The sequence below is a fragment of the Hyalangium gracile genome (assembly GCF_020103725.1).
Taxonomy (GTDB): Bacteria; Myxococcota; Myxococcia; order Myxococcales; family Myxococcaceae; genus Hyalangium; species Hyalangium gracile.
On the sequence record NZ_JAHXBG010000016.1, the window covers coordinates 206,366 to 231,268 of the forward strand.

Sequence of the window (24,903 nt, forward strand, 5' to 3'; positions counted from 1 at the left end):
GCTCGCCTCTATAGTCCGCGCCCGGTGCCTCCCCTCCTGGGAGGACCCTGGTTACGGGAGCGGATATGGACGTTCGTGCAGCGGTCGCGTTCGAGGCAGGCAAGCCCTTGCGCATCGAGACGGTGCAGCTCGAGGGCCCCAGGGCCGGTGAGGTGCTGGTCGAGCTGAAGGCCACCGGCGTCTGCCACACCGACGACTACACGCTGTCCGGCAAGGACCCGGAGGGGCTCTTCCCGGCGATCCTCGGCCACGAGGGCGCCGGGGTGGTGGTGGACGTGGGGCCGGGCGTCACCTCCGTGAAGAAGGGTGACCACGTCATCCCCCTCTACACGCCCGAGTGCCGGCACTGTGAGTACTGCCTGTCTCGCAAGACGAACCTCTGTCAGGCCATCCGGAGCACGCAGGGCCAGGGGCTGATGCCGGACGGCACCAGCCGGTTCCGGCTCGGCAAGGAGCGCATCCACCACTACATGGGCACGTCCACCTTCGCGCAGTTCACGGTGCTGCCGGAGATCGCCGTGGCGAAGATCCGCGAGGACGCTCCCTTCGAGAAGGTCTGCTACATCGGCTGCGGCGTGACGACGGGCATCGGCGCCGTGGTGTACACGGCGAAGGTGGAGCCCGGCAGCAAGGTGGTGGTGTTCGGCCTGGGCGGCATCGGGCTGAACGTGGTGCAGGGGGCGCGCATGGTGGGCGCGGACATGATCGTCGGGGTGGACATCAACCCGTCGCGCCGGGCCCTGGCCGAGAAGCTGGGCATGACGCACTTCGTGAACCCGCGCGAGGTGGGCACGGACCTGGTGAAGTACCTGGTGGACCTCACCAAGGGCGGAGCCGACTACAGCTTCGAGTGCATCGGCAACGTGGACGTCATGCGGCAGGCGCTGGAGTGCTGCCACAAGGGCTGGGGCGAGAGCATCATCATCGGCGTGGCGGCCGCGGGGCAGGAGATCCGCACGCGGCCCTTCCAGCTCGTCACCGGGCGCGTGTGGAAGGGCTCGGCGTTCGGCGGGGCTCGCGGACGCACGGACGTGCCGAAGATCGTCGACTGGTACATGGAGGGGAAGATCCAGATCGACCCGCTCATCACCCACGTGATGCCGCTGGAGGACATCTCCAAGTCCTTCGACTTGATGCACCAGGGCGAGTCCATCCGCAGCGTGGTGAAGTACTCATGACAGTGCCGCTGACGCTCGTGTCCGAGCACGGCTGCTTCGGCGGGAAGGTGGCCTTCTACCGTCACGCCTCGGAGGCCTGCGGCGGGGAGATGCGCTTCAGCGTCTACGTCCCGCCCCAGGCGGCGACGCGAAAGGTGCCAGTGCTCTACTACCTGGCGGGGCTCACCTGCACGGAGGAGACGTTCCAGGCCAAGGGCGGCGGGCAGCGGGTGGCCGCGGAGCTGGGGCTGATGCTGGTGGCCCCGGACACGAGCCCTCGCGGCGCGGGCTTCCCTGGCGAGGACGCGGCCTGGGACTTCGGCGTGGGGGCGGGCTTCTACGTGGACGCCACGCAGGCGCCCTGGTCCTCGCGCTACCGCATGTTCACCTATGTCACCCGGGAGCTGCCGGCGCTGGTGGCCGCGCACCTGCCCGCGCGCGCGGACCGGGAGGGCATCTTCGGCCACTCCATGGGAGGCCACGGGGCGCTCGTCTGCGCGCTGCGGCAGCCCGGGCGATACCGCTCCGTCTCCGCGTTCGCGCCCATCTCCGCGCCGATGCAGGTGCCCTGGGGACAGAAGGCCTTCGGCGGCTACCTGGGGCCGGATCAGCAGGCCTGGAAGGCCTGGGATGCCAGCGAGCTGGTGCGCACGTTGCGCGAGCCCCTGCCCCCGCTGCTCGTGGACCAGGGAACTCGGGACAAGTTCCTCACCGAGCAGCTCCGCCCGGAGGTGTTCCAGGATGCCTGCGCCGCCGCGGGCCAGCCCCTCACGCTGCGAAGGCAGGAGGGCTATGACCACGGCTACTACTTCGTCTCCACCTTCATGGAGGACCACCTGCGCCACCACGCCGCGGCGCTCAACGCCTGATCGTGGGCCCGAGCATGGAGAGCCCGTCACCCGAGCTCTCCATGTCCTCCAACGGCAGCGGACCTTCGTCACCTCAGCTCATCGGCAGGTCGCGTCCGGCTGGCACTGCGTGCCCGTGGGGCAGATGTGGCCCGGGTAGTTCGGGCCGCACCAGAGCCGGCAGACGCCCTGGACGCACGTCTCCGTCTGGGGACACGGGGACTGGGCGCTGCACGCGTACCCCGTGGGAATGCAGGTCCCATCGGAGCAGCCGTAGTTCGCGGGGCACGGGTTCTGCGCGGAGCAGCTCGCTGGACGGCAGATGCCGCTCTGCGAGTCGCAGGCGGTGCCCGTGGGGCACCCCGCGGTGCACGTCGCACGGCAGATGTAGTCGTCGCAGACGGTGCCCTGTCCGCAGACGTTGTTGGGATAGTTGCTGCCACATCCCGGGCGGCACAGGCCCACGTCACAGATCTCGGTGGCTGGATCGCAGTCGGAGAGGTCCGTGCACGACTTCAGCGTGCCCGCGTCTCCCTGCGGCCCCGGGTCGATGGGCCCGCCGCCGTCGTCCCGCTGGCCCGCGTCGTCCTGTAGCTGCGCTCGGAACACCTCGCCCACATCGTGCGTTGCGCCGCATGCCACGAACAGCGAGGCCACCAGGCACATCCCCAAGAGCTTGTTCGACATGATCGATTCTCCTTTGAGTGAGATGCCGTTCGCATCCCTGTCACTCTCAGGACGCCTGGCCCGAAAACCTTACGGAGCCGCTGACTCGAGGCGCTCACGAGCCTCCGCCGCGAACCGTCCCTCCGGGAAACGCCGGAGGTACGCGTCGAGATCCGCGCGCATCCCAGCCTCGTCCCCGGCGCGGGCGCGACACACCGCGCGGCCGAACAGCGCACGCTCCTCGAGCGCGGGCGATGGAGCTCGGTCGAGCACCTCGGAGAACGCGCGCGCGGCCTCCGGATCGCGCCGTGCCTCCGCCAGGAGCTCGGCCCGCTGCAGCGCGAGCTCGGCCGGGCGAGGCAGGCCCGCGAAGCCAGTGCCGTGGAGCCGCTCCAGATGGCGCAGGGCTTCGGACTTCCGCCCCTCCCGGAGCAGGGCTTCGACGCGGGTGACCTCCGCCTCGCCGATGAGCTCGCCTCGGGGGAAGCGCTTGAAGTAACGCTGAAGCGTCACGAGCGCGGCCTTCGGGTCCTGCTCCCGTCGAAGCTGTTCCACCGCCCTGCCGAGGAGCTTCGCCTCCTCGAGCAGCGCATTCTCCGGACGCGGTTCCCGGTGGGCAGGCGGCGGTGGCGGCGCGGGGGCCTCTTCGGGAGTCACAGGCGGCGCGGCCGAAGGCGCTCCAGGCGCCGGAACCTCTTCGGGCTCAGGGGGCGCTGGCACAGGCTCCGGTGCGGGCTCGACGGGGTGCTCCTCTTGCGCCGAGGGCGGAGATTCCACCGCGCCGTTCAGCCCGAAGTAGAGCGCCGACGCCACCACCAGCGCGCCGACTGTGAGCAGGGGCAGGCCCCGTGGCAGGCGTGTCCCGCTGGGAGGAGGCAGGGAGCCGAGCTTCTCGGCGATACGCGCGGTCGCCCCCGGAGTAAGTGCCTCGGCGGGCGGCATCTCCCGAGCGAGCCGACGCGCCTCGGCCTCCACGGGCTCCGACGGAGAGGGCTGATCCTTCCAGCGCTGGAGCGGAGCGTCCGACATCACTCGCCCTCCTCTTCCATGAGGCGCTTGAGCCTCTCCAGGAAGGTGGCCCGCGCGCGGTGGAGCCACACCCAGACGGTGGCCGTCTTCGCGTCCATCAGCGTCGCGATCTCCTCACCGGAGAGGCCCTCGAGCTCGAACAGGATCAGCGCGGCGCGGTAGCGCTCATTCATGCCCTCGAGCGCCCGGTAGAAGCGGGCCTGTGTCTGGTGTCCCGCCAGCTGCTCCTCGGCGGTCCGGGCCGGACTGGGGACATCCTGTCCAACCTCCGCGGCCGAGCCTCCGAGCCAGCGCCGCATGCGCTCCTTCCTGCGTCGGTGTCGGACCACGTTCTCGGTGATGCGGTACAGCCAGGTGGTCAGCTGCGCGCGATCCGACCGCCAGCCAGGGAGCAGTTGGTGGACCTTGAGGAAGACCTCCTGCACCACGTCCTCCAGCTCCAGCCCGGGCCCGCCCAGCCGCGAGGCCCAGCGCGCAACATCCCCCCCGTGGCGGCGGAACACCTCCGCTACCTCCAAAGTCTCCGCCTTCTCGGTCCGCGCCGCGGTCTTGGCCACACTCGTCAACGCCCTCTCAGCCCACTTCGGCCGGAAACCTTTCACCCGCCGCGCGGAAATCTCTCAGTCGCCCGGGAACGCGAACCCCACCACTGCCAGGACCTGGCCCCGAGGCAATTCCCGCGTGACGCTCTCCTCGGGCGAGGATGTCGTCGTAATCCGTACACGCGCCTGCTGTTCTCGCAGCCAGAACAGCCCGAGCGCCCCCACGAACGGGCGCCAGGAGCCCATCCTCCAGGAGGCCGTAGCCCCTGCCCAGGCGGCGGGATCGAGATCGGTGGCGGTGTCGTTCCGGGCGAAGCCCGTGCCGCGCAGGCGCAGCCACGCCACGGCTGCTCCGCCTTCGAGTTCGAGCCTCGGGCCCTCCTGGAGAAGGCGCCACCTTGCTCCCGCGCCCACCAGCGGACGGGACCACTGCACACCGCCTTCGCCCAGCGTCAGCTCGCGGGGTGTCTCGAGGAGGGCGAGCGCGACGACGGACCAGGACTCGCGACCGATCGAGCCCCTCGCCAGGGCGCCGAAGGCCCAGCGCGCCGAGAACCCCGCCACCGCGCCTACCTCGCCGCGAATGCGGAGCGGCTGTGCGGGCGGGGGCAGCTCTCCTGAGGGCTTGGTGAGCGTTCTCTCTGGAGCTGGAGCAGGAGGTGCCGGGACGGAAGGAGGCTCGGGCTCAACGGCCGGAGCGGCGGGCGGCGCAAGCTCAGCGGCGGGCGGAGGTAGCGTCGGAGGGGCAGGAGCAGGGGGAGGTGCTGCTCCGGGGAGTTCCAGCGTTCCCTCTCGGAAGCGAGCTTCCCACGCGGCGATGACCACGGCCGCTACCTGGGCGAGCTCGTCGCACTTCCCGCGACGTGGAAGCTCCTTTCGAGCCAGCGCGGCGCCCTCCTCCGTCTCGAGTGCGAGGACAAGCGTGCCGCCGACATCATCGACGCGCGCCACGTGTCTCGGACCGGGTGCATCCGGGAGCAGCAGCGCGAGCCTGGCCTCGACCACGTCCGGCGCGGGGCACGTCGCCGAGCCCTCCAGTCGGACGGAGGCGGAGAGCAGGGGCACGACGACTGCGATTGCGAGAGTTCCCGCCATGAAGGCGGGTCTACTCTGGCAGGCAGCGCACGAGCCAGGAGAACGAACGAGCCCGGAGAACGCGGCTCCTCACCGCGCGCCGCCGGGAGACTTCTTGGAGACGTAGCTGCCGGCGGTGGAGCGGAACGCGGTGCACAGGCGGTTCCACGAGTTGATGGCGGCGATGGCATACGTCAGGTCCACGAGGGCCTTGTCCTCGAAGTGCGGACGCACGGCCTCATAGACGGAGTCTGGCACGTGCCCCACGTGGAGTGCGTCACCGCCTCCGTCCAGGCGAGCGCCGCGCGCTCCCGAGGCGTGTAGTAGGGAGACTCCTCCCAGGCCGACAGTCCGTAGAGGCGCTGCTCGGACTCGCCCATCGCCCGAGCATCCTTGTGGGACACACAACGCGCGGGCACCACCTCTCGAGCAACCAGATGAAAAGAAGGATGCAAAACGTCCGGTGAATCTGGATCGATGCCTCGACTCGTGCGCGGCGGGAGGCCAGGTGCTCGTCCAGTTCTGCAACGACATCCCCGATTCGGCGATTCGTGCCGCTTGCTTTTCAAAGCTCACCGAGAGCGAGACGAGCTGCCGGAACTTCTGTTTCAACTACTTCGGAAAATGAAAGGCTACCGAATGCCTACGGAGACTCGCCTCCCGCGTGGTACCAGGCTCTCTGGACCAATCATGGCTGAACGCCGATTCGAGCTCGTAGGCAGCCCCGCTGAGCGCGCCTCGGTTCGAATCAGAAAGCCCGTCAAGGATCGGCGTACCGGCAATTACAGGTGCAGCGTGGAGTGGATCCGCCCTGAAGAGCGGGAGCTCTTTGAACTCTGGGGAATCGACTCGATGCAGGCACTGCAGCTTGCCATCGGGGCTGCCAGGGAGCTGAGCACGCTTTACGAGAACAACCTCCGTTGGGCTGGAGGGCAGGACGGCTACCTGGGTTTTCCGAAGACCTATCCAGAGCACCTTCCGAAAGCCCTCTCGAGAAAGCTTGAGCGCGTGATCGATCGCGAAATCTCCGCCCACACACGCAAAGTCGCGAGGGCACACAAGCGGAGACAGCGTCGAGGGCGCTGAGCCAGCTCCTACCCCTTCACCTCCACCTCGCGCACCTCGGGTGACACCTCGCGGGCGTCCACCTTCACGTCCAGGAAGTGCTTGAACGTCTCGAGCTGCGTCTCCGCGTGCCCGTCCAGCGGCAGCGTACGGAACGTACCTCCCTTCGCCAGGGCCAGCAGTAGCAGGAGCTGATCGCACAGGTGCTCGCCCACGGGCACCTCCGCGTCCAGGTAGCGCTTCGTCTCCTCCGCAACCCTCCCCGCCACCTCCTCCGCCCTCACGCCTCGCTCTCCGAAGGCCGTGAACACCTCCGACACGTGCTCGCTCTCCACCTCGAGCCACAGCACGTTCCCCGGTCCCTGCGAGCGCTTCAGCTCCTCCGTCCGCAGCTCGTACGGCTTCCACTTCAGCGCCTGCTCCACCGTGGCCAGCTCCCGCTTCGCCACGTCGAACGGAAGCTGCGCGATGAGCGCCGTCGCCATCCGCCGCTTCACCGCCCCTCGCTCCAGCAGCGTCAGCGGCTTCAGCGGCGCGGGCTCCACGTTCACCCGGAACTTCCCTCCTCCCGCTGGGAAGAAGCCGTGCCGCTCCAGCACCGCGTCCACCTTCGGACCCATGCGCCGCACCAGCGGAAAGTAGGCCTTCTCCAGGAAGTCGAACGGCGGCGCCAGCGGGTTGTGCGTCCCTCCCTCCAACATCAGCGTGGACGGCCCGCTCGCCAGCATCAGCGCCGGCAGCACCGTCTGCAGCACCAGCGTCGCGCTTCCCGCCGTACCCACCGCGAAGAAGTAGTTCCCCGCCGACAGCGCCTTCGGCTTGAACGTCAGCTCGCGCGAGCCCAGCTCCGCCCCCTCCATCTCCGCCGCGCCCACCTCCGCCGCCGCCTTCACCGCCGTCAGGTGCTGCCTCAAGAGCCCCGGCTTCTGCCGCCCCGCGCGGATGTTCACCATCCGGAACGGCGTGCCCGTCACCAGCGACAGCGCCAGTGACGTGCGCAGCACCTGGCCCCCTCCCTCTCCCTTCGAACCGTCGATATGCACCATTGGCAAATCCCTCTGCGACCAAAATAGCGGCGCCCGCTCCCCCAACCTAGCGACCGATTTCGCGGTCTCGGGGGGAGCGGGCGCCTCGAATATCGCTATCCCTTCACACACACCACCTGCCGAAGCGTGTGGACCACTTCCACCAGGTCCGCCTGCGCCGCCATCACCGCGTCGATGGGCTTGTACGCACCCGGCGTCTCGTCGATGACGTCTACGTCCTTGCGGCACTCGATACCCGCCGTCGCCTTCGCGTGGTCCTCGAGCGTGAACCGCTTCTTCGCCGCCTCACGCGACATCACCCGCCCCGCCCCGTGGCTGCACGAGTCGAACGCCTCCGGGTTCCCCTTCCCGCGGACGATGTACGAGCGCGCCCCCATGCTGCCGGGGATGATGCCGAGGTCCCCCTCGCGCGCTCGCACCGCGCCCTTGCGCGTCACGAAGCAGTTCTTCCCGTAGTGGTGCTCGCGCGCCACGTAGTTGTGGTGGCAGTTCACCGCCGCGTCCGTCAGCCCGAAGGCCGGCAGCAGCTGCGACGCCTTCAGGGCCTGCACCACCGAGTCCAGCATCAGCTGCCGGTTGGTGGCCGCGTAGTCCTGCGCCCACTCCACCGCCTTCACGTAGTCCTGGAAGTGCTCCGTCCCCTCCGGCAGGTACGCCAGGTCCGCGTCCGGCAGCTGGATGAAGAAGCGCCGCATGTCCTCCTTCGCCAGCTCGATGAAGTGGCTCCCGATGCGGTTACCCACCCCGCGCGAGCCGCTGTGCAGCATCACCCACACGTTCTGGGACTCGTCCAGGCACAGCTCGATGAAGTGGTTCCCCGTCCCCAGCGTCCCGAGGTGCCCCAGGTCCGGCCCACGGCCCAGCCGCGGGTGCTTCTCGACAATCGCGTCGTAGCCGGGCTTCAGCCGCGCCCACGCCTCACGGTGCATGGCCGGCGCGTCCTGCCAGGCACCACGATCGTTCCGGCCACCGTTGTCCGTCCGGCCGTGCGGCACGGCCTGCTCGATGACGGCACGCACCGGCGCCAGGTTGTCCGGGAGCTGGTCGGCACGCAGCGTGGTGCGCACCGCGATCATCCCGCAGCCGATGTCCACTCCCACCGCCGCCGGGATGATGGCGCCCACCGTGGGGACCACGGAGCCCACCGTCGCGCCGTACCCGCGGTGCACGTCCGGCATCGCGGCGATCCACTTGTGGATGAAGGGCAGGCCCGCGAGGTTCTTCAGCTGCTTCTTCGCCTCGTCCTCGAAGGGGACGCCGACCGTCCACGCCTTGATGGGGTTCTTCCCCGACTCGTCCGACAGCACCTCGTAGCTGCGATTCATGGCCTTGCCTTCCGTTCGTTCGCCCAGTCCATGTGCCGGGCACGCGAGGACGTAGAGCAGCCAGCGTGCCAGCCCGCTCTCCGAGGGAGGCGCTCCCCTGGCTGGCTGATTTCCTATCCTCCGGGATAAAGTCGTATCCGCATGGCGAAGGCACAAGCGCGCAAGACGGTGGTCATCGGGATGCTCGGCACCACGATCGACCAGGGGCAGGGGGTGAAGCGGTGGGAGAGGTGGCGGCCCACGGTGGCGCTGTGCCAGCAGGAGGACCTGCTGGTGGACCGGCTGGAGCTGCTCTACCCGCCCTCGGCGGCAGTGCTGGCGACGACCGTGACGGAGGACATCCAGCAGGTGTCCCCGGAGACGGAGGTGCGAGGGGCGGTGGTGGACATCCGCAACCCGTGGGACCTGGAGCAGGTATACGGGGCGCTGCTGGACTACGCGCGGAGCTACCCGTTCCAGCCCGAGCAGGAGGACTACCTCGTCCACATCACCACGGGGACGCACATCGCGCAGATCTGCATGTTCCTCTTGGTGGAGAGCCGGCACATCCCCGCCCGGCTGGTGCAGACCTCTCCGCCGTCTGGACGGGACAAAGGCCTGGGCGGCGCGGGGGCACACACCCTCATCGATCTGGATCTGTCGAAGTACGACAAGCTGGCGGCGCGGTTCCAGCAGGAGCAGCGCGAGGCCCTGTCCTTCCTCAAGGCGGGCATCGACACGCGCAACGCGGCGTTCAACCGCATCATCGAGCGCATCGAGCAGGTGGCCATCCAGTCTCGAGCGCCGCTGCTCATCACCGGGCCCACGGGAGCGGGCAAGTCGCAGCTCGCGCGACGAATCTACGCACTGAAGAAGGCCCGGCGGCAGGTGAGCGGGCCGTTCGTGGATCTCAACTGCGCCACGCTCCGTGGAGACGCTGCCATGTCCGCCCTATTCGGCCACGTGAAGGGCGCGTTCACGGGCGCGGTGAACGATCGGCCCGGGCTGCTGCGGCAGGCGAACGGGGGCGTGCTGTTCCTGGACGAGATTGGCGAGCTGGGCGCGGACGAGCAGGCCATGCTGCTGCGCGCGCTCGAGGACAAGCGCTTCCTGCCGGTGGGCTCGGACAAGGAGGTGGAGAGCGACTTCCAGCTCATCGCCGGGACGAACCGGGACCTCCAGGTCGAGGTGGAGCACGGGCGCTTCCGGGAGGATCTGCTGGCGCGCATCAACCTGTGGACTTTCCGGCTCCCAGCCCTGCGCGAGCGTCCCGAGGACATTCCTCCCAACCTGCTCTACGAGCTGGACCAGGCCTCCCAGGCGCTGGGCCTGCGAGTGACGATGAACAAGGAGGCACAGGAGCACTTCCTCCGGTTCGCCACGTCTCCCGAGGCTCGATGGAGCGGCAACTTCAGGGACTTGAACGCGGCGGTGCTACGCATGGCCACGCTGGCCTCTGGTGGACGCATTACCCGAGAGGACGTGGACGAGGAGCTCTCGCGGCTGCGCGCTCAGTGGACGAAGAGCACGGGTCCGGCCACGGCAGGCTCGGTGGACCTGGTGGCGGAGGTGCTCGGGGCCGAGCTGGCCGCGGAGCTGGACCGGTTCGATCGGGTCCAGCTCGCGGACGTGATCGCCGTGTGCAGGCAGTCACGCACGCTCTCGGAGGCCGGACGCGTGCTGTTTGCTCAATCACGCGCTCGGAAGCAGAGCACCAACGACGCGGATCGCCTGAAGAAGTACCTCACCCGCTTCGGGCTGGGCTGGGATGACGTCTCCAAGCGTGGCGCGAACGAGGCGGCCTGAATCCGTGCAGGTGCCGCGCTCCTCACGCTCCACCTCCTGCTCCCGCCACTCCGCGCGCATGGCGCGCAGGGCGGGCCCTCGTTCGCTCCACGCCCAGAACGTGCCGAGCACGGCGCTGTCCGGGACCTGCTCCGTGAACGCGACGCCTCGCTCCGTCTCGAGCGCCAGCGCTCCCGGACGTCCCTCCTGCTTCTTCTCCGCGGCTTCCGCGGTGCACGCGTTCATCAACGCGGCCAGCCCCCATATGAAGCGGTGACGCATGTTGCCTCCTCCGTCTTGCTCTCCAGAACAGTACGAACGAGGATGTTCGCGGTGGGTAACCCGAACGTAACGAGCCCCGTTGCCCCACCCCATCGCACCGCATGCGCCTCCTCTCCCTCCAGCCTGCACCCATGCACGAGTGGTCCTATATGAACGCCGCCTCGCGCGGCGGCTCGGAGGTCGCAACGCTTCCGCTGCTGCGCGCCACCGTCGACGCCCTGCCCTCGGACATCGAGGCGCTGATCGCCTTGTCGGACCTCCAGGGGGTGGCACCTCACGCGCTGCACGACGGTGCCGCCACGCTCCTCGGCGAGGTGCTGGCGGATGAGCTGGCCCTGATGGGAGAGACGGGAGACCTCCCCCACCCGAGCCACACCGGGATCCTTCTCATGGGGGATCTGTTCTCGGATCCTGGCGCGAACGTGCGCGGAGCCTCGGGGGATGTGCGGAGCGTCTGGAATGCCTTCGCCGCGCAGTTCCGCTGGGTGGCGGGCGTGGCGGGCAACCACGACACCTTCGGAAGCTCTCGCGAGCGGGAGCGCTTCCGCCAGCAAGCAGGCATCCACCTGCTGGATGGAGAGGTGCGAGAGCTGGATGGCCTCGTGCTGGGCGGAGTGAGTGGCATCATCGGCCGGACCGACAAGCCCGGTCGCCGCGACGAAGCGGACCAGCTGGAGCACATCCGCGGAGTCCTGCGCCAGGAGCCCGAGCTCCTCCTGCTGCACGAGGGCCCGGACTTCCCCCTGGAAGAGCGCCGAGGCAACGCCGCCATCCGCGAGGCCGTCCGTGCAAGGACCGGCATGCTCGTCGTCTGCGGGCACTCCCACTGGGAGTCACCGCTCGCGACGTTCGAGGGCGGCGCCCAGGTGCTCAACGTGGATGCTCGTGCCGTCCTGCTGACACGCGCTCCGGCGTGAAGCCTCCACCGAGCGGGACGGTTCCTGCCGCTGGCCGCCGGTATGCGGCTCGGGCCCCGTTGCAAAACGCCACGCACCACGCCTGACACGCGGCGAATTGCTCCCCGCCGAGAGGATCCGTGAGGCGCCCGCTCGAAGGAAGCGCGCTCCAACTCTGGCATCCGTGTTGCTCCACCATGAGGACATCCCTCCACGAGCCCGCACCGCGCCTCGTGGTTGCCTTCCTCGAGGAGCACTCCGTGAAAACCATCCTGGTGGTGACGGCTGATACCTCCGTCAAGGCAGCCGTGGCGTCGGCCTTCCGGATTCATTGCGATGAGTTCTCGGTGCTCACGGTGACGGAAGCGCCCAAGGCCCTGAGCGTCATGGAGACACGCAAGGTGGATCTGCTGCTCACCGCGCAGTCCATCCCGGTGCTGGATGACTTCCAGCTCCTGGTGTACCTGCTGAACCGGCGCCCCCGAGTACCGGTGATGGTGATGAGCTCGCGCAGGAGGCGGGGGCGAGCCTCCTCCAAGGTGCCATCGGAGATTCCCTATCTCCCGCTGTCCCTGGAGGGCGACGAGCTCGTCTCCCGGATCCGGACGTGCCTGGAGGAGAGGGTGCGCGCTCAGCTTCCGAGCGTCACGCTCCCCAGCCTGCTCCAGGTCCTCCACCAGGAGCACGCCACGTGCAGGCTGCTGGTGTGCAGGGAGAACCAGCGAGGCAAGCTCTATGTGCACTCGGGAGAGCTCGTCCATGCGCGATGCGGGAGGCTGGAGGGAGACAGGGCACTCCTCCAGATCCTGGGCTGGCAGTGGCCGCAGCTCCTCCTGCTCGGACAGCCACGAGACGTGCTCCAGAGCATCAGCGTGCGGACCAGCCAGCTGCTGGGGTTGTTCGCCTCCGACGGAGCCAGAGCCACTCCGGCGCAGTCCGCGCCCGCGCAGCGGAAGTCTCTCCCGCAGACGTACGAACCTCCACCGGGGCCCGACACCTTCGAGAGCGCGCGGCAGACTCGGCCCTGGACCGACCATGCGAACCGCCGTCTGAACTGGTGGGACAGGAAGCCCGGCACCCGGTGGATGTGGTGGGCAGTGCCCGACAAGACCCAGAGTGAGTGAGGCCCGCTTCGAGGCTCACGCGCCCGTCGCGGCGGCCATCACGGTCTGCGTCCTGGGCAGCTCCACCTCGAACCGGGCGCCTCCCAGCTCCGCCTTCCCCGCCGTGACGCGCCCGCCGTGCCGCTCCACGATTCCGCGAGCGATGGCCAGCCCCAGCCCCGTGCCCGGTCTCGGTCCTTCGCGCTTGCGCCCCGTGACGAAGGGCTGGAACAGGCGCGGCAACAGCTCCGGCGGAATCCCCGGCCCGTTGTCCTCCACCACCACGCGCACCCGCTCTGCTTCCTGGGTGCACATCACTCGCAGCCTCGGCGCCGGAACGTCCCTCAGCGCCAGCAGCGCGTTCTCGAACAGCACCACCAGCACCTGCGAGAGCTGCGCCTGATCCGCCTCCAGCTCCAGCATCTCTCCGTCCGGCTGCTCGAACGCCGTCTCGGGCGCCAGTGCCCCCAGGCCCTGCCGGGCCGTCGAGTACGCCAGCGCCACCGTCGCGCGCAGATCCACCCGCCGCAGCTCCAGCGGTCTCGGCCTGCCGTAGCGCAGCAGCTCGTCCACGAAGTGGCTTGCCCGGTCGATCTGTTCCCGCATCGCCGAGAGCGCCTCTGGATCCGCCCCCTTGCGCTCCAGCAGCTTCAGGTGCGCCGCGAGCACTCCCAGCGGGTTGCGCACCTCATGGGCCACCGCCGACGTGAACTGTCCCAGCTCCGCCAACCGAGCCGACTGGTCGGCGCGCTCCTCCTGCTTCACCAGCTCCTCGGCCAGCTCGCTCGCCGCCGCCCTGCCCTTCAGCAGCCGCCGCCCCAGCCACTCCTGGAACCCCTGCCGCACCGGCTCGAACGCCAGCGCCGCCAGCGCCAGCAGGAAGAACGCGCCCACCCGGTACTCCACCAGGAACGGCTGCCCGCTGCCGGCCATCAGCGTCAGCACCCCGAACAGGAAGCCCGCCGACAGCACCGCCGCCAGCGCCGAGTACAACAGGCTTCGCTCCAGCAGCCGGCGATCGCTCTCCGCCTGGTGCCCGCCAATCACCTGCGCCAGCACCAGCAGCCCGCCCAGCACCAGGTACATGCCGAACGGCAGCGCGTATCCGCTCGAGAGCAGCATCGCGTTGGAGACGCCGCCGGAGTACGTCATCACCCCGGCGATGCCCACCCCGCGCAGCAGCGGACGCCGCTCGGCCGGCGCCACCCGGTACGCGCGCAGCAGATGGACGAGCGGCACCGTCGCCGCCACCACCGCCAGCACCATCGCCGGCCAGAACAGCGGCCCCCGCGTCATCGCCAGTGGGCCATAGAGGACGTTGGGCTCCACCGCTCCCAGCACCGTCAGCCCCAGCGCCACGAGATAGGCGAACACCACCAGCCGGTACGAGCGCTGGCCCGTGACGTTGTAGGCCGCGTGCAGGAACCCCGCGGCCGTGAAGGTGCCGATCGACACGAGACGCTCTCCCAACCACATCGTCCGTGGCATGCACAGCATCAGCAGCGTGCCGCTCCACGCCGCCACCGTCAGACAGTAGAAGGCCAGCCCTCGCGCGTTCCGGGCACGGAGCGTGGCGGTGAAGCACAGCAGCAAGGCCACCGAGACGACGGGCACCAGGCTGTAGGCGAAGAGAGGCCCCATCCCGCGGACTTTGACAGAACCCGAGCCGCTCAGCCCGCCGCGAGCAGCCCTTCGGTCACTTCCTCCACGCTCGAGGCCACCGACTGGAGCAGCTCCACCAGCTCCGCGTCCGGCCTCCCCGCGAACTTGAGCAGTTGCAGCCGCGAGCCCATCTCCTCCAGCTGCAGCACCACCCGCTCCAGGTCCGCCGACGTCCGCTCGCGCATCGCCCCCAGCCGCTCCATGTTCTTCAGCCGGGCCTGCACGCTCTGCACCCGCGCGTCCTCCGGCGGCAGCCCGCGCCTGGACAGCGCCTCGAGCTGCCGGGACGCCGCGGCCCTGTCGAACTCGGGCGTCGCCAGCAGCGCGTCCATCTCCGCCACCCGCGCCTCCATCTTCCCCACTGCCTCCACCAGCCCGCGCAGCCGCGCCACCTCGGGCCGCAGCACGTCCGCCGCGAGCCCCTCCACCTGCCCCACCGCCGCCAGCAGCCGGGACTGCGCCGCTCGGGCGGGCTGAGCCACCGGCGCCGCCGGCCGCGCGGGCGCGAGCAGGAACGGCGCGAACACCGGCCAGAAGAAGACGCCGGCCACGAAGGTGACGACTCGCACGCCCGCGCCCTTGCCCTCGGCGCGCAGCACGAGCGCCACCGCCACCACACCGCCCAGCAACAGATACAGGATGCAGGTCTCCACGACGCCCATGGGCGTGCCCTCCTCGTTCTCGTCAGGGATTCAGCGACTGAAACCGGAGCAGTGGCTCACAGCCGGGCGCCGAGCACCTCGCCCAGCCGGTACAGGGCCACCGGCGCCACCACGCTGTAGACAGCGCCCCAGCACAGCACCAGCCGCTTCACGAACTGGCCCCGGCGCTTGTGGCTGACGGGCAGGTGCTCGGCCATGTCGCGGAAGCCGCGGTAGACGGCGCGGATGCCCAGCAGCCCCACCACGAAGGGCAGGCCCAGGCCCGCGAGCAGCGCGGTGCCCGGCGCGTCGAACACACCCACCACCGTCCCCAGCAGCCACGCCGCGTAGAACGGGAGCACTCCCAGCAGCAGCACGGACGTGGTCGCCTGCGCCCGAAGCGCCTGGGCCGTCACCAGCCGGAACGAGGCGTCCAGCCCCGACAGCTGCGTGTAGAAGTAGAAGGACGGCAGGCAGATGCACAGCGCCCCGAGCAGCGAGCCGATCAGCGCCAGCGGCATCCACACCACCGGGTGCCCCGCCTGGTACCAGGCCAGCGAAGGGCTCGGCGAGAACATCGAGGCGGCCAGACCCAGCACGCCCCCGTGGATGACGAGCCCCAGCACGGAGAGCGCCAGGAGCTTCTGGATCACCTCGGGCAGGCCCGCCTCGTCCCGCAGCAGGCGGTGGAGGCGCGCCTCGCCGCGCAGGATGAGATCGAACATCCCGGGCATGGGCCCCGGCACGGGCTCGGGAGTCGGCAGCGAAAGGGAATCGAGCGTCGAAGCAGCGTCCATGATGGCCTCCAATCAGGCGTCGAAGCGGAAGAGGGAGAACAGCCACATCAGCTCCGCGCCGATGACCTTCACCAGGACCAGCCAGAGCGCGGCGTAGGCGCGGCTGTGCCCGGGCTCCAGCGCCTTCATGGTCCGCAGGAAGACGTCCACCATGCACACCCCCACGCCCGCGAACACGATGAGGTTCACCGCCACGCGCACGAAGCCGTAGGGCAGCGCCAGCCCGAAGAACCAGGTGATGGGGATGCTCGCCAGCAGCGCCAGGGATCCGAAGCTGATGGTCGTGAGTGCCGCCAGCAGCGTGGTGGACGCATCCAGCTTCGAGCCCAGCGCCGAGTTCAGGATGTAGAGCGCCGGCAGCGCCAGCGTCCACGCCAGCCCCGCCGCCAGTGGGGCCTTCACCATCCCTTCCAGCATCCCGCCCCAGCCCTCGTGCAGCCTCATCACCAGGCCATAGGCCGCGATGCCCAGCGCCGCGTTGGCCAGCAGCACCGGGAAGATGATGGGCCGCGGGCCAGGCGCCAGCCCCCGGTCCCTCCAGCGCAGGGTGAACTCCTCGGGTCGGCGCAGCGCCACTCCCACCTCGTGGAGGGCGATGCGCAGCTCACTCGTCAGGCTCATGGGTGTTCCTCCTCCGCCCACCCACTGAGCACTCGCTGTGCCAGCGCTCCGCACCCGTCTTCTCGCGGGGTTGGCCACCCCACCGTCACCGGCGTTGACGGTCGCTGACGCCGCGCTTGACGCCTGGCCGCCCTGCCGCCGAGAGCCCTGCCCCGCACCTACACCGCAGTCCTGGTTCACATCCGCGCGCCGTGGCATACGCTGCGCGCCTTCGGGGCGGCCTGTCCCGAACCTTCAGGAGCTCACGTGCAGTACTTCGTCATGGTCGCGGCGGGGGCCACCCTCTGGGGCTTCTGGCCGCTCTTCCTGCGCCCCGCGGGGCTCACCGGCGTCCAGAACGCCCTGCTCGCGCTGCTCACCATGGCCCTGCCCGCCCCGTTCCTGCTGAGCAGGAAGGCGCTCGCGGATCGCCGCGCCACCGTGGCCCTCGTCATCATGGGCGTGGCCGATGCCGCCAACGTGGCCCTCTTCTTCGCCGCCGTGAACCGCGGGCCCGTCGCCGTCGCCGTGCTCACCCACTACCTGGCCCCGCTGCTGGTCGCTCTCGCCGCGCCGTGGGTCGCTCGGGAGCCACGCTCGCCCCGGGCACTCGTTGGGGCTCCACTGACTCTGCTGGGGCTGGCCCTGCTCATCTGGAAGCCCGGCGCGGACTTCTCGGGAGGCACGGCGCTGCTGGGCGGCGCCAGCGCCATCTTCTTCGCCATCACCGTGTTCTGCGCCAAGGAGGCCGCGCGCGCCTGGTCTCCCCTGGGCGTCACCTCCGTGCACTCCGCCGTCTCCGTCGTGACGCTGCTGCTCTTCTTCGGCCGAGGCGCCCTGCCGCCGCTCGAGCCGTCGGCGCTCTGGGTCGTCGCTGGCGGCGTGCTGTGCGCCCTGTCCGGCAACATCCTCTTCAACACCGGGTTGCGGCGCATCCCCACCTCCGCCACGGGCGCGCTCACCTATATGGAGCCGCTCACCGCCACCCTCGTCGGCTGGGGCGCATTCCACGAGGCACTCGGCCCCCTGGGCCTGCTCGGAGGCACCATCGTCCTGGCCCTCGGTGTCTGGGTTGCGACGGAGCCACGAGCCTCGGATTCGCCTTTACCATCAATTTCTGGTACTTCTTGAATAGCGCAAATGCCTGTTTGCTACTATTAGAAGTCTTGTTCTAGGAGACCCTCTCTCAGCGCCGTGCCGTATGGAACCCCCTTCCGACAGCCGCGACTACCGAGTCCTGTTCTTCTGCCCCGCTTCGACGGCGCGCCTGGAGCGCATCGACGCGCCCGTCCGGCGGCTGTTGTCTCGCATCCAGGCTCCTCCCGCGGAGCTGGCTCCCATCGATGAGGCGGGGACGCTGACGGAGGCCGGCTGGAAGGTCTTCATGGTGCGCTCGCTCACCGAGCGCTCCGCCGCCCACGCCCTGGCCGCGTACGTCAGTGAGCTCACCTGCACGCTCGCCGCGGAGCTGGATGGAGAGGTGCTCGGGCTCTACATCGACGTGACGGGAGACTCGGCGCGCATCTGCCGCTGTGGCCCGGAGGATGGCCCGGAGACGTTCGCGGGCCGTCGCCCGGTAGCGCTGGGCCGCACCGCGGAGTGGCTCGAGGTGTCGCCCGCGGGCCTGTCGGCGCTCTTCCAGGTGGACATGCCGGACGACTACGAGCCGGACGCGGAGGATCGCTTCGTCGAGCAGAAGCTGCGCGAGGCCCGCGAGTTCATGGAGCAGTACCGGCGTACCAACAAGATCAGCACATGAGGTCTCGCACCCCGGTGGACCTCGCGGGCCGCTGCCCGAGGTGCTACCTGCCCACGCGCCTGTGCCTGTGCGCGGAGGTGCCGCGCCTGGACACGCGCACCGAGTTCCTCGTCATCCGCCACAACAAGGAGAAGGAGAAGTCCACCAACACGGCGCGGATGGCGGCGCTCGCCCTGCCCCGCTGCCGGGTGCTCACGTATGGCGCTCCGGGCGAGCGCTTCGATGGCTCGGTGCTGGAGGAGCCGGACACGTGGATCCTCTTTCCGAACACGCAGCCGCCCGCTCCGGACGCTCCGCCGCCTCGACGGCTGATCGTGCTGGACGGGAGCTGGGGCCAGGCACGCAGGATGGTGCAGCGGCTCCCCGCGCTGCGCAGGCTGCCGGGGCTGTCGCTGCCGCCGCCGCCGCCGAATACCCGAAGGCTCCGCCGTCCGCCCAACCCCGAGGGCATGTCCACGCTGGAGGCCATGGCGGGCGCCGTGGCGCTCCTCGAGGGTGAGGAGCTGGCCCGGCAGCTCTACGCGCTGCACGAGCTGATGATCGATCGGGTGCTGGAGAGCCGGGGCCGGCTCGGGGGCATGTGGGAGTGAGCGCGGTGGAGGCGTGGAGGGTCAGCGGACCTTCTTGAGCTCCTCGGTGAACGGCTTGGGCTCCAGGAAGCCGGTGACGCGCGGGGCCTTCAGAATCTCTCCGCCCGAGGAGATGAAGGCCACGGTGGGCAGGCCCTCCACGCCGAAGCGCTCCATCAGCGCATCGAGCGCGTCCTCGCTGTTGGTGGCGTCAATCTTGATGTTGAGGAAGCGCCCGGACTCGGAGATGACCTCGGGAGCCGGATACGTCTCGCGGTCCAGCTCCTTGCAGGCCGCGCACCAGTCCGCGAAGAAGTCGATCATCACCGGCTTGCCCTCGCTGCGGGCGCGGGCGAGCACCTGGTCGAACTCCTCGGTAGAGAAGGTGGCCTGCTTGGCGGGCATCACGTGGTGCCACTGGAACGTCGGCGCCTGGGGCGGCTGCGCCCAGCCGAGCTTCACCCAGAGCTGTCCGGTGGGGGCCGCGTCCATGGCGCCCACGCGGATGACGATGGCGACCACCACGAGCGCCACGCCCACGGCCTTGATGGCGAACTCACGCGCCCCGGCCTTGAACGAGAGGTGCACGGCACCGAGGACCACGCCCACCGCCGTGAGCGCCCCGGTGATGAAGGCGCCCGGCACGCGGCCCACCTGCGAGGACACGGCCTTCACCGTGTCGCGAGCCCAGGGGAACGCATCCCTCAGGTACGAGATGGCGAGCGCCACGAGGATGATGCCCAGCACGCTCTTCACCCACTCCATCCACTCGCCGCCGCGAGGCAGCCGCACGGTGAAGACGCCGATGAGGAAGAAGGGCACACCGATGCCGAGCGCGTAGATGAACAGCAGCCCCGCGCCCAGCGTGGTGTTCGCCGACTTGGCCACGAAGGCCAGCAGTCCGGTGAGCACCGGCCCGGTGCACGGCGCGGCGAGGAACCCGGACACGCTGCCCATGAGGAACGCGCCGGCCAGGCCCGCGCCGCCCACCGAGTTCAGCCGCTGCTGCAGGCCGTAGGGCAGCGCCAGCTCGAACGCGCCGAACATGGAGGTGGCCAGCACCAGGAGGAACACCGCCAGGCCCGTCACCACCCCGGGGTGGCCCAGCATCGCGCCGAAGGCCTGCCCCGTCTTGGCCGCCAGCACTCCGAGCGCGCTGAACACCACCCCCATGCCGATGATGTACGAGGAGGTGAGCACCAGCGCCTTGCCTCGCCCCTCCGCCTTGCGAGCTCCGAAGACGGACACGGTGATGGGGATGAGGGGGTAGACGCAGGGCGTCAGGGAGGTGAGGAGGCCGCCCGCGAACACGACGGCGGCCCCCAGGAACAGGCTCCCCGAGGCGAGGAACTGGGAGGCATCCAGCCCGGCGGTGGGGCCGGTGGGCATGAGCCAGGGAACAACCGCCACGGCGATGCCGCACACCGCGGCGAGAATTCCGACCTTCTTCAAGGCTGACGACCTCCTGTGCTCCCTCGCCCTCCTTATATACGCCGAACCGGGAGCCGGTTACTGCGGCTGCTGGGTGGGGCTGGGAACCTTCAGGCCGGCAGAACGCGCGAGCCCCATCACCCCTTCCACGGCGGCGGCGATGTACCCGAAGGGATTGGCCCCATCCACGGAGGTGACGTGGACCTCGCCCATCTTCTGTTGGAAAGCGGCCGCCACCTGGGGGAGCTGCTGCGCCAGCGTCATCTGGATGGCCTCCTGGCTGAGCGTGTTCTCGATGTCGCGCATGGCGCGGGCGCGGCTGAGCTCCAGCTCCTGCACGGTGTTGAGCTTCCGGGACTCCAGCTCGGCGATGGCCAGCTCCGCCTCGGCGATGGCGCGGCGCGCCTGGGCCACCTGCACCTGGGCCTTGAGCCGTGCCACCTCCTGCATGGTGGACGCCAGCTCGCCCTCGTGGCGGGCAGCCGCGGCTTCCTGCTCGTGGCGGATGCGCTCCAGCTCGGCCTGGGCGCGGGCGGCGGCCAGGTTGCGCTCGTGGGTGAGCTGGGCCTCGGCCATGGCGCGCTCGTGCGAGAGGCGGGCCTCGGACAGCCGGGCCTCGGAGGCCAGCTGCCCCAGCTTCCCGGACTCCTCCGCCTCCTGCTTGCGCTGGCGCAGCTCCAGCTCGGCGTTGAGCTTGCTGAGGGCCAGCTCGCGCTCGGCGGCGGCCTGGCCCTGCTTGAGGGAGCGCTCCTGGGCGAGCTTCGTCTCGGCGACACGAGCCTCGGTGGCGAGCTGCTCGAGCCGGGCGGCCTCATCGGCCTGCTGCTTGCGCTGGCGGACCTCGATGTCCGCGTTCATCTTGGCCAGCGTCACCTCGCGCTCGGTGGCCGCCTGGCCCTGCTTGAAGGTGCGCTCCTGCACGAGCTGCGCTTCGGCGACGCGAGCCTCGGAGGCCAGGGCCTCCAGTCGGGCCTGCTCCTCGGTGACGGTGCGCTTCTGGCGGACCTCCTCGTCCGCGGCGAGCTTCGTCAGGGCGATGACGCGCTCGGCCTCGGCCTCCTCGCGGCGCAGGAAGCGCTCCTTGGCCAGCTCCGCCTCGCGGGCCTGCCGCTCCTGCTCGCGGCGGTAGCGGGCCTGCATGTTCTCGAAGACGGTGCCGCTGAGGACGCGGACGTCCTGGATCTCGATGGTGTCGATGACGACGCCCCAGCCGGCGTCGGTGCTGTCATCCAGCCGACCGCGGCCGGAGACGACGGGGGCAATCTCGCGCATGAGCTCGGTGGCGATGCCCTCCTTGCGCTTGGTGAGGCACTCCTCCACGGAGAGGTTGGCCACCAGGCGCCGGGCCGCGCCGACGAACATCTCGCGCAGCAATTCCTGGAGCTTCTCGGAGGCGCGCTCCGGGAAGGAGAAGTTGAGCATCCGGAAGGCCACGAGCGGATCGACGATGCGGTAGACGGCCAGGCCCGTGACGGCGACGCCGACCTTCTCGCTGGTCACCTGGTCGGCGGTGAACTGGAGCCGCTGGACGCTGGTGGGGACGATGGCGACGGCGTCACCGGGCCACTTGAAGCAGCTGGCGCCCTGGCCGGAGACCTCTCGGACGCGGCCGCGGCGCATGTGGATGAGGAACTCACTGGGGCGGGCGGTGATGAGGCCCCACTTCTTCATCTTCTCGGGATCTTCCTCGGGCTTGCCGGCCCGCCAGCCGTGCTCGTAGCGGGTGCCGTTCACGCCGTTGCCGCCACCACCGCCGTCCTTGACCAGCTGCATCCGCATCTCGGACTCGATGGCCACGTTGTTCCCATTCGTCCTGCTCTGCTTGCCGTTGGCGCTCATGCGTTCGCCCTCCGAGGGGGACGCAGTGCAGAGAAGCGGCCAAGTCCAGGTTTACGTGGTTCCAGGCACTTACGGGATGCGAGTGATCCAATCTGGCGCGACTGGCCCGGAAGGGTGCAGGCGGGGCTGCACCAGGTCGGAACGGGAAGAGCAGGCTGCCCCAAGGTGGCGCGGCGGCATGCCCCCCACCCTGACTGACTGTTCGGCCAGCCCAGCCCTGGAAGGCGCCCGCGCCCCGCTCCCGGGATGGAGCCCGCGCCGCTCTTATGTTTCCTTGACCGCGAGGCGCTCGCTTTAATATTAGACCGTCCTGGTCCACATTGAGTGGGACAATGTAGGCCAGCGGGAAGGTTCGTTGAGATGAAGCTGCCGATCTACATGGACAACCACGCCACCACCCCGCTGGACCCGCGGGTGCTGGAGGCCATGCTGCCGTACCTGCGCGAGGACTTCGGCAATGCCGCGTCGCGCAACCACGCCTTCGGCTGGAAGGCCGAGGCCGCCGTGGAGAAGGCCCGCAAGCAGGTGGCGGAGCTCATCGGCGCCTCGGACAAGGAGATCGTCTTCACCTCCGGCGCCACCGAGTCCGACAACCTGGCCATCAAGGGCGTGCTCGAGTTCTACAAGGCCAAGGGTGACCACATCATCACCCTGAAGACGGAGCACAAGGCCGTCCTCGACACCTGCAAGCGCCTGGAGCGCATCCGCCAGGAGCGCCTGGACGAGCTCAAGATGCTGCGCCTGTCGCAGCTCGCCGAGACGGACGTCACCCAGGACAACCTGGCGGAGCTGTCCGCGAAGCACCGGATTGAAGAGGACGCGCAGTACCAGAAGTGGGCCGCGCTCCCCACCGGCGGCGCCCGCGTCACCTACCTGGACGTGGAGAAGGACGGCCGCGTCAGCCTGGAGAAGCTCGCCGCCGCCATCACCGACAAGACGGTGCTGGTGTCGATCATGTTCGCCAACAACGAGATCGGCACCGTGCAGCCCATCGCCGAGATCGGCAAGCTGTGCCGCGACAAGGGCGTCCTGTTCCACTGTGACGCCGTGCAGGGCATCGGCAAGCTCCCGTTCAACGTCGAGGAGCTGAAGGTGGACCTGGTCTCCATCTCCGCTCACAAGATATACGGCCCCAAGGGCGTGGGCGCCCTCTACGTGCGCCGCAAGCCGCGCGTGCGCATCGCCCCCATCATCGACGGCGGCGGCCACGAGCGCGGCATGCGCTCCGGCACGCTGAACGTGTCCTCCATCGTCGGCTTCGGCAAGGCCGCCGAAATCGCCCGCGAGGAGATGGCCGAGGAGTCCGCCCGCATCTTCCGCCTGCGCGAGAAGCTGCGCACCGGCATCCTCGGCCAGCTGGACATGGTCACCGTGAACGGCTCCCTGGAGCACAGGCTGCCGGGCAACCTCAACGTCTCGTTCGCCTATGTGGAGGGCGAGGCGCTGATGATGTCCATCAAGGACGTGGCGGTGTCTTCCGGCTCCGCGTGCACCTCCGCCTCGCTCGAGCCCTCGTACGTCTTGCGAGCGTGCGGCGTCGAGGAGGACATGGCGCACAGTTCCATCCGCTTCGGCATCGGACGATTCAACACCGAGGAAGAGGTGGACTTCGTGGTCCGGCTGGTGGTGGACAAGGTCCGCAAGCTCCGGGACATGAGCCCCCTCTACGAGATGGCCAAGGAAGGCGTCGACCTCAAGAGCATCGAGTGGACGGCACACTAGCCGGCAGGCTGTTGCCGACCCCCCGCCTGCGTTAAAAGATTCGTGAAGGAGTCCCCATGGCTTACAGCGACAAGGTCATCGAGCACTACGAGAACCCCCGCAATGTCGGGACGTTGGACAAGGAAGACCCCAACGTGGGCACCGGCCTGGTGGGCGCGCCCGCCTGCGGCGACGTCATGCGCCTGCAGCTGAAGATCTCCGACGAGGGCCTCATCGAGGACGCCAAGTTCAAGACGTTCGGCTGCGGCTCGGCCATCGCCTCCAGCTCGCTCGTCACCGAGTGGGTGAAGGGCAAGACGGTGGACCAGGCAATGACCATCTCCAACAAGGATGTGGCGCGCGAGCTGTCGCTGCCTCCGGTGAAGATCCACTGCTCGGTGCTGGCCGAGGACGCCATCAAGGCGGCCATCGAGGACTTCAAGAAGAAGCGCCAGGCGCGGCAGACGAAGCAGACCGCGTCCTGATCCATCAGCCCCGGGAACGGGCGGGAAGAGGTGCAGTGATGAGCGAGCAGGCGACCCCACAGATTCAGCAGCCCCAGGCGGCGTCTGCCCCCGTGCCCGCCGGCAAACCCGCCGGCAAGGGCATCATCCTGAGCGACAGCGCCGTGAAGCGGCTGCGCGTCCTCCTGGAGCAGCGCCAGACGCCCGAGGCCGGGCTGCGCCTGGCCGTGAAGGGCGGCGGCTGCTCGGGCCTCCAGTACGCCATGGAGTGGGCCGAGAAGCCCCGCGAGCGCGACAAGGTCTTCGAGCGCGACGGCGTCCGCGTCTTCGTGGACCCCAAGAGCTACCTGTACCTGATGGGCACGGAGCTGGTGTTCGAGGAGACGCTGATGGGCTCCGGCTTCAAGCTGCAGAACCCGAACGTGAAGGGCGCGTGCGGCTGCGGCGAGAGCTTCACCATCTAGCCCGGACACTCCCGGCCCGAGCGAGCGCGCAGGCCCCTCTCCCCCTGGCGGAAGGCGGTGGGGAGAATTAACGGCTCCCTGGCACCCCGCCCGTGCGCGGCCATGAGCCAGCCGACATTTCAGGGGGCTCGGCACGAGACCGGGCCCTTTTCATTTTCGCCCGCGAGGAGTGACACCGT

General features: G+C 69.5%; 25 protein-coding genes. 12 read left to right on the plus strand and 13 right to left on the minus strand.

Annotated elements, in window-relative coordinates; genetic code table 11:
* Positions 1–65: 65 nt before the first annotated feature.
* A complete protein-coding gene (locus tag KY572_RS29710) occupies positions 66–1,178 on the plus strand; it encodes an S-(hydroxymethyl)glutathione dehydrogenase/class III alcohol dehydrogenase (RefSeq protein ID WP_224246374.1) in 1,113 nt (370 codons plus the stop codon).
* Positions 1,175–2,026, plus strand: coding sequence for an S-formylglutathione hydrolase (gene fghA / locus KY572_RS29715; protein WP_224246375.1), 852 nt, complete (start codon positions 1,175–1,177; stop codon positions 2,024–2,026). The genes KY572_RS29710 and fghA overlap by 4 nt, the downstream gene beginning before the upstream one ends.
* A gap of 78 nt (positions 2,027–2,104) precedes the next feature.
* Here the strand turns inward: fghA and KY572_RS29720 are convergent, their stop codons facing one another.
* The 5 genes from KY572_RS29720 to KY572_RS29740 form a co-directional block, all read right to left on the minus strand.
* Positions 2,105–2,692, minus strand: coding sequence for a hypothetical protein (locus KY572_RS29720; protein ID WP_224246376.1), 588 nt, complete (start codon positions 2,690–2,692; stop codon positions 2,105–2,107).
* A 69-nt stretch (positions 2,693–2,761) separates the two neighbouring features.
* The gene (locus KY572_RS29725) at positions 2,762–3,700 is read right to left on the minus strand and encodes a tetratricopeptide repeat protein (RefSeq protein WP_224246377.1); all 939 of its coding nucleotides are present in this window, start codon (positions 3,698–3,700) and stop codon (positions 2,762–2,764) included.
* Positions 3,700–4,257, minus strand: a complete 558-nt coding sequence (locus tag KY572_RS29730; RefSeq protein ID WP_224246378.1) for an RNA polymerase sigma factor — start codon at positions 4,255–4,257, stop codon at positions 3,700–3,702. The genes KY572_RS29725 and KY572_RS29730 overlap by 1 nt, the downstream gene beginning before the upstream one ends.
* A 63-nt stretch (positions 4,258–4,320) precedes the next feature.
* Positions 4,321–5,337 (minus strand): hypothetical protein, encoded by a 1,017-nt coding sequence (locus KY572_RS29735; protein ID WP_224246379.1) that lies wholly within the window; start codon positions 5,335–5,337, stop codon positions 4,321–4,323.
* A 69-nt stretch (positions 5,338–5,406) separates the two neighbouring features.
* Positions 5,407–5,574, minus strand: a complete 168-nt coding sequence (locus KY572_RS29740) for a carboxymuconolactone decarboxylase family protein (RefSeq protein WP_224246380.1) — start codon at positions 5,572–5,574, stop codon at positions 5,407–5,409.
* Between the two features lie 432 nt (positions 5,575–6,006).
* Between KY572_RS29740 and KY572_RS29745 the strand changes: the two genes are divergently transcribed.
* Positions 6,007–6,402 (plus strand): DUF6968 family protein, encoded by a 396-nt coding sequence (locus KY572_RS29745; RefSeq protein ID WP_224246381.1) that lies wholly within the window; start codon positions 6,007–6,009, stop codon positions 6,400–6,402.
* 8 nt (positions 6,403–6,410) lie between these two features.
* On the opposite strand, the gene rtcA is transcribed toward KY572_RS29745, so the two are convergent.
* Both rtcA and KY572_RS29755 read right to left on the minus strand, forming a co-directional pair.
* Positions 6,411–7,427, minus strand: coding sequence for an RNA 3'-terminal phosphate cyclase (gene rtcA, locus KY572_RS29750; protein WP_224246382.1), 1,017 nt, complete (start codon positions 7,425–7,427; stop codon positions 6,411–6,413).
* Between the two features lie 95 nt (positions 7,428–7,522).
* Positions 7,523–8,752 (minus strand): RtcB family protein, encoded by a 1,230-nt coding sequence (locus KY572_RS29755; RefSeq protein ID WP_224246383.1) that lies wholly within the window; start codon positions 8,750–8,752, stop codon positions 7,523–7,525.
* Between the two features lie 141 nt (positions 8,753–8,893).
* Between KY572_RS29755 and rtcR the strand changes: the two genes are divergently transcribed.
* From rtcR to KY572_RS29770, 3 genes are all read left to right on the plus strand, one after another.
* A complete protein-coding gene (gene rtcR / locus KY572_RS29760; protein ID WP_224246384.1) occupies positions 8,894–10,537 on the plus strand; it encodes an RNA repair transcriptional activator RtcR in 1,644 nt (547 codons plus the stop codon).
* Positions 10,538–10,947: 410 nt separating this feature from the next.
* A complete protein-coding gene (locus tag KY572_RS29765; protein ID WP_224246385.1) occupies positions 10,948–11,715 on the plus strand; it encodes a metallophosphoesterase family protein in 768 nt (255 codons plus the stop codon).
* A gap of 239 nt (positions 11,716–11,954) precedes the next feature.
* Complete coding sequence (locus KY572_RS29770; RefSeq protein WP_224246386.1) at positions 11,955–12,818, plus strand: DUF4388 domain-containing protein; 864 nt, start codon at positions 11,955–11,957, stop codon at positions 12,816–12,818.
* Between the two features lie 15 nt (positions 12,819–12,833).
* Here the strand turns inward: KY572_RS29770 and KY572_RS47435 are convergent, their stop codons facing one another.
* The 4 genes from KY572_RS47435 to KY572_RS29795 are packed head-to-tail and all read right to left on the minus strand — an operon-like array spanning position 12,834 to position 16,518.
* The gene (locus KY572_RS47435) at positions 12,834–14,438 is read right to left on the minus strand and encodes a sensor histidine kinase (RefSeq protein ID WP_263452094.1); all 1,605 of its coding nucleotides are present in this window, start codon (positions 14,436–14,438) and stop codon (positions 12,834–12,836) included.
* 29 nt (positions 14,439–14,467) lie between these two features.
* Complete coding sequence (locus tag KY572_RS29785; RefSeq protein WP_224246387.1) at positions 14,468–15,121, minus strand: hypothetical protein; 654 nt, start codon at positions 15,119–15,121, stop codon at positions 14,468–14,470.
* Between the two features lie 56 nt (positions 15,122–15,177).
* Positions 15,178–15,897, minus strand: a complete 720-nt coding sequence (locus KY572_RS29790; RefSeq protein ID WP_224246388.1) for a hypothetical protein — start codon at positions 15,895–15,897, stop codon at positions 15,178–15,180.
* A gap of 12 nt (positions 15,898–15,909) precedes the next feature.
* Positions 15,910–16,518, minus strand: a complete 609-nt coding sequence (locus KY572_RS29795; protein ID WP_224246389.1) for a hypothetical protein — start codon at positions 16,516–16,518, stop codon at positions 15,910–15,912.
* Positions 16,519–16,764: 246 nt separating this feature from the next.
* On the opposite strand from KY572_RS29795, the gene KY572_RS29800 reads away from it, so the two are divergent.
* From KY572_RS29800 to KY572_RS29810, 3 genes are all read left to right on the plus strand, one after another.
* Positions 16,765–17,628, plus strand: a complete 864-nt coding sequence (locus tag KY572_RS29800) for an EamA family transporter (protein WP_224246390.1) — start codon at positions 16,765–16,767, stop codon at positions 17,626–17,628.
* Positions 17,629–17,698: 70 nt separating this feature from the next.
* Positions 17,699–18,256, plus strand: coding sequence for a hypothetical protein (locus KY572_RS29805; protein WP_224246391.1), 558 nt, complete (start codon positions 17,699–17,701; stop codon positions 18,254–18,256).
* Complete coding sequence (locus KY572_RS29810; RefSeq protein WP_224246392.1) at positions 18,253–18,846, plus strand: tRNA-uridine aminocarboxypropyltransferase; 594 nt, start codon at positions 18,253–18,255, stop codon at positions 18,844–18,846. Before KY572_RS29805 ends, KY572_RS29810 begins: the two co-directional genes overlap by 4 nt.
* Before the next feature lie 21 nt (positions 18,847–18,867).
* On the opposite strand, the gene KY572_RS29815 is transcribed toward KY572_RS29810, so the two are convergent.
* A complete protein-coding gene (locus KY572_RS29815) occupies positions 18,868–20,277 on the minus strand; it encodes a protein-disulfide reductase DsbD family protein (protein ID WP_407660016.1) in 1,410 nt (469 codons plus the stop codon).
* A gap of 57 nt (positions 20,278–20,334) precedes the next feature.
* Positions 20,335–22,095, minus strand: a complete 1,761-nt coding sequence (locus tag KY572_RS29820) for an SPFH domain-containing protein (RefSeq protein ID WP_224246394.1) — start codon at positions 22,093–22,095, stop codon at positions 20,335–20,337.
* Between the two features lie 360 nt (positions 22,096–22,455).
* Here KY572_RS29820 and KY572_RS29825 point away from each other — a divergent pair, with 360 nt between their 5' ends.
* Genes KY572_RS29825 through KY572_RS29835 form a run of 3 tightly spaced genes read left to right on the plus strand, consistent with a single transcriptional unit; the run spans position 22,456 to position 24,724 of the window.
* The gene (locus KY572_RS29825; protein ID WP_224246401.1) at positions 22,456–23,817 is read left to right on the plus strand and encodes an IscS subfamily cysteine desulfurase; all 1,362 of its coding nucleotides are present in this window, start codon (positions 22,456–22,458) and stop codon (positions 23,815–23,817) included.
* A gap of 56 nt (positions 23,818–23,873) precedes the next feature.
* Positions 23,874–24,281, plus strand: a complete 408-nt coding sequence (iscU, locus tag KY572_RS29830; protein ID WP_224246403.1) for a Fe-S cluster assembly scaffold IscU — start codon at positions 23,874–23,876, stop codon at positions 24,279–24,281.
* A gap of 38 nt (positions 24,282–24,319) precedes the next feature.
* Complete coding sequence (locus KY572_RS29835) at positions 24,320–24,724, plus strand: HesB/IscA family protein (RefSeq protein ID WP_224246405.1); 405 nt, start codon at positions 24,320–24,322, stop codon at positions 24,722–24,724.
* Positions 24,725–24,903 lie beyond the last annotated feature (179 nt).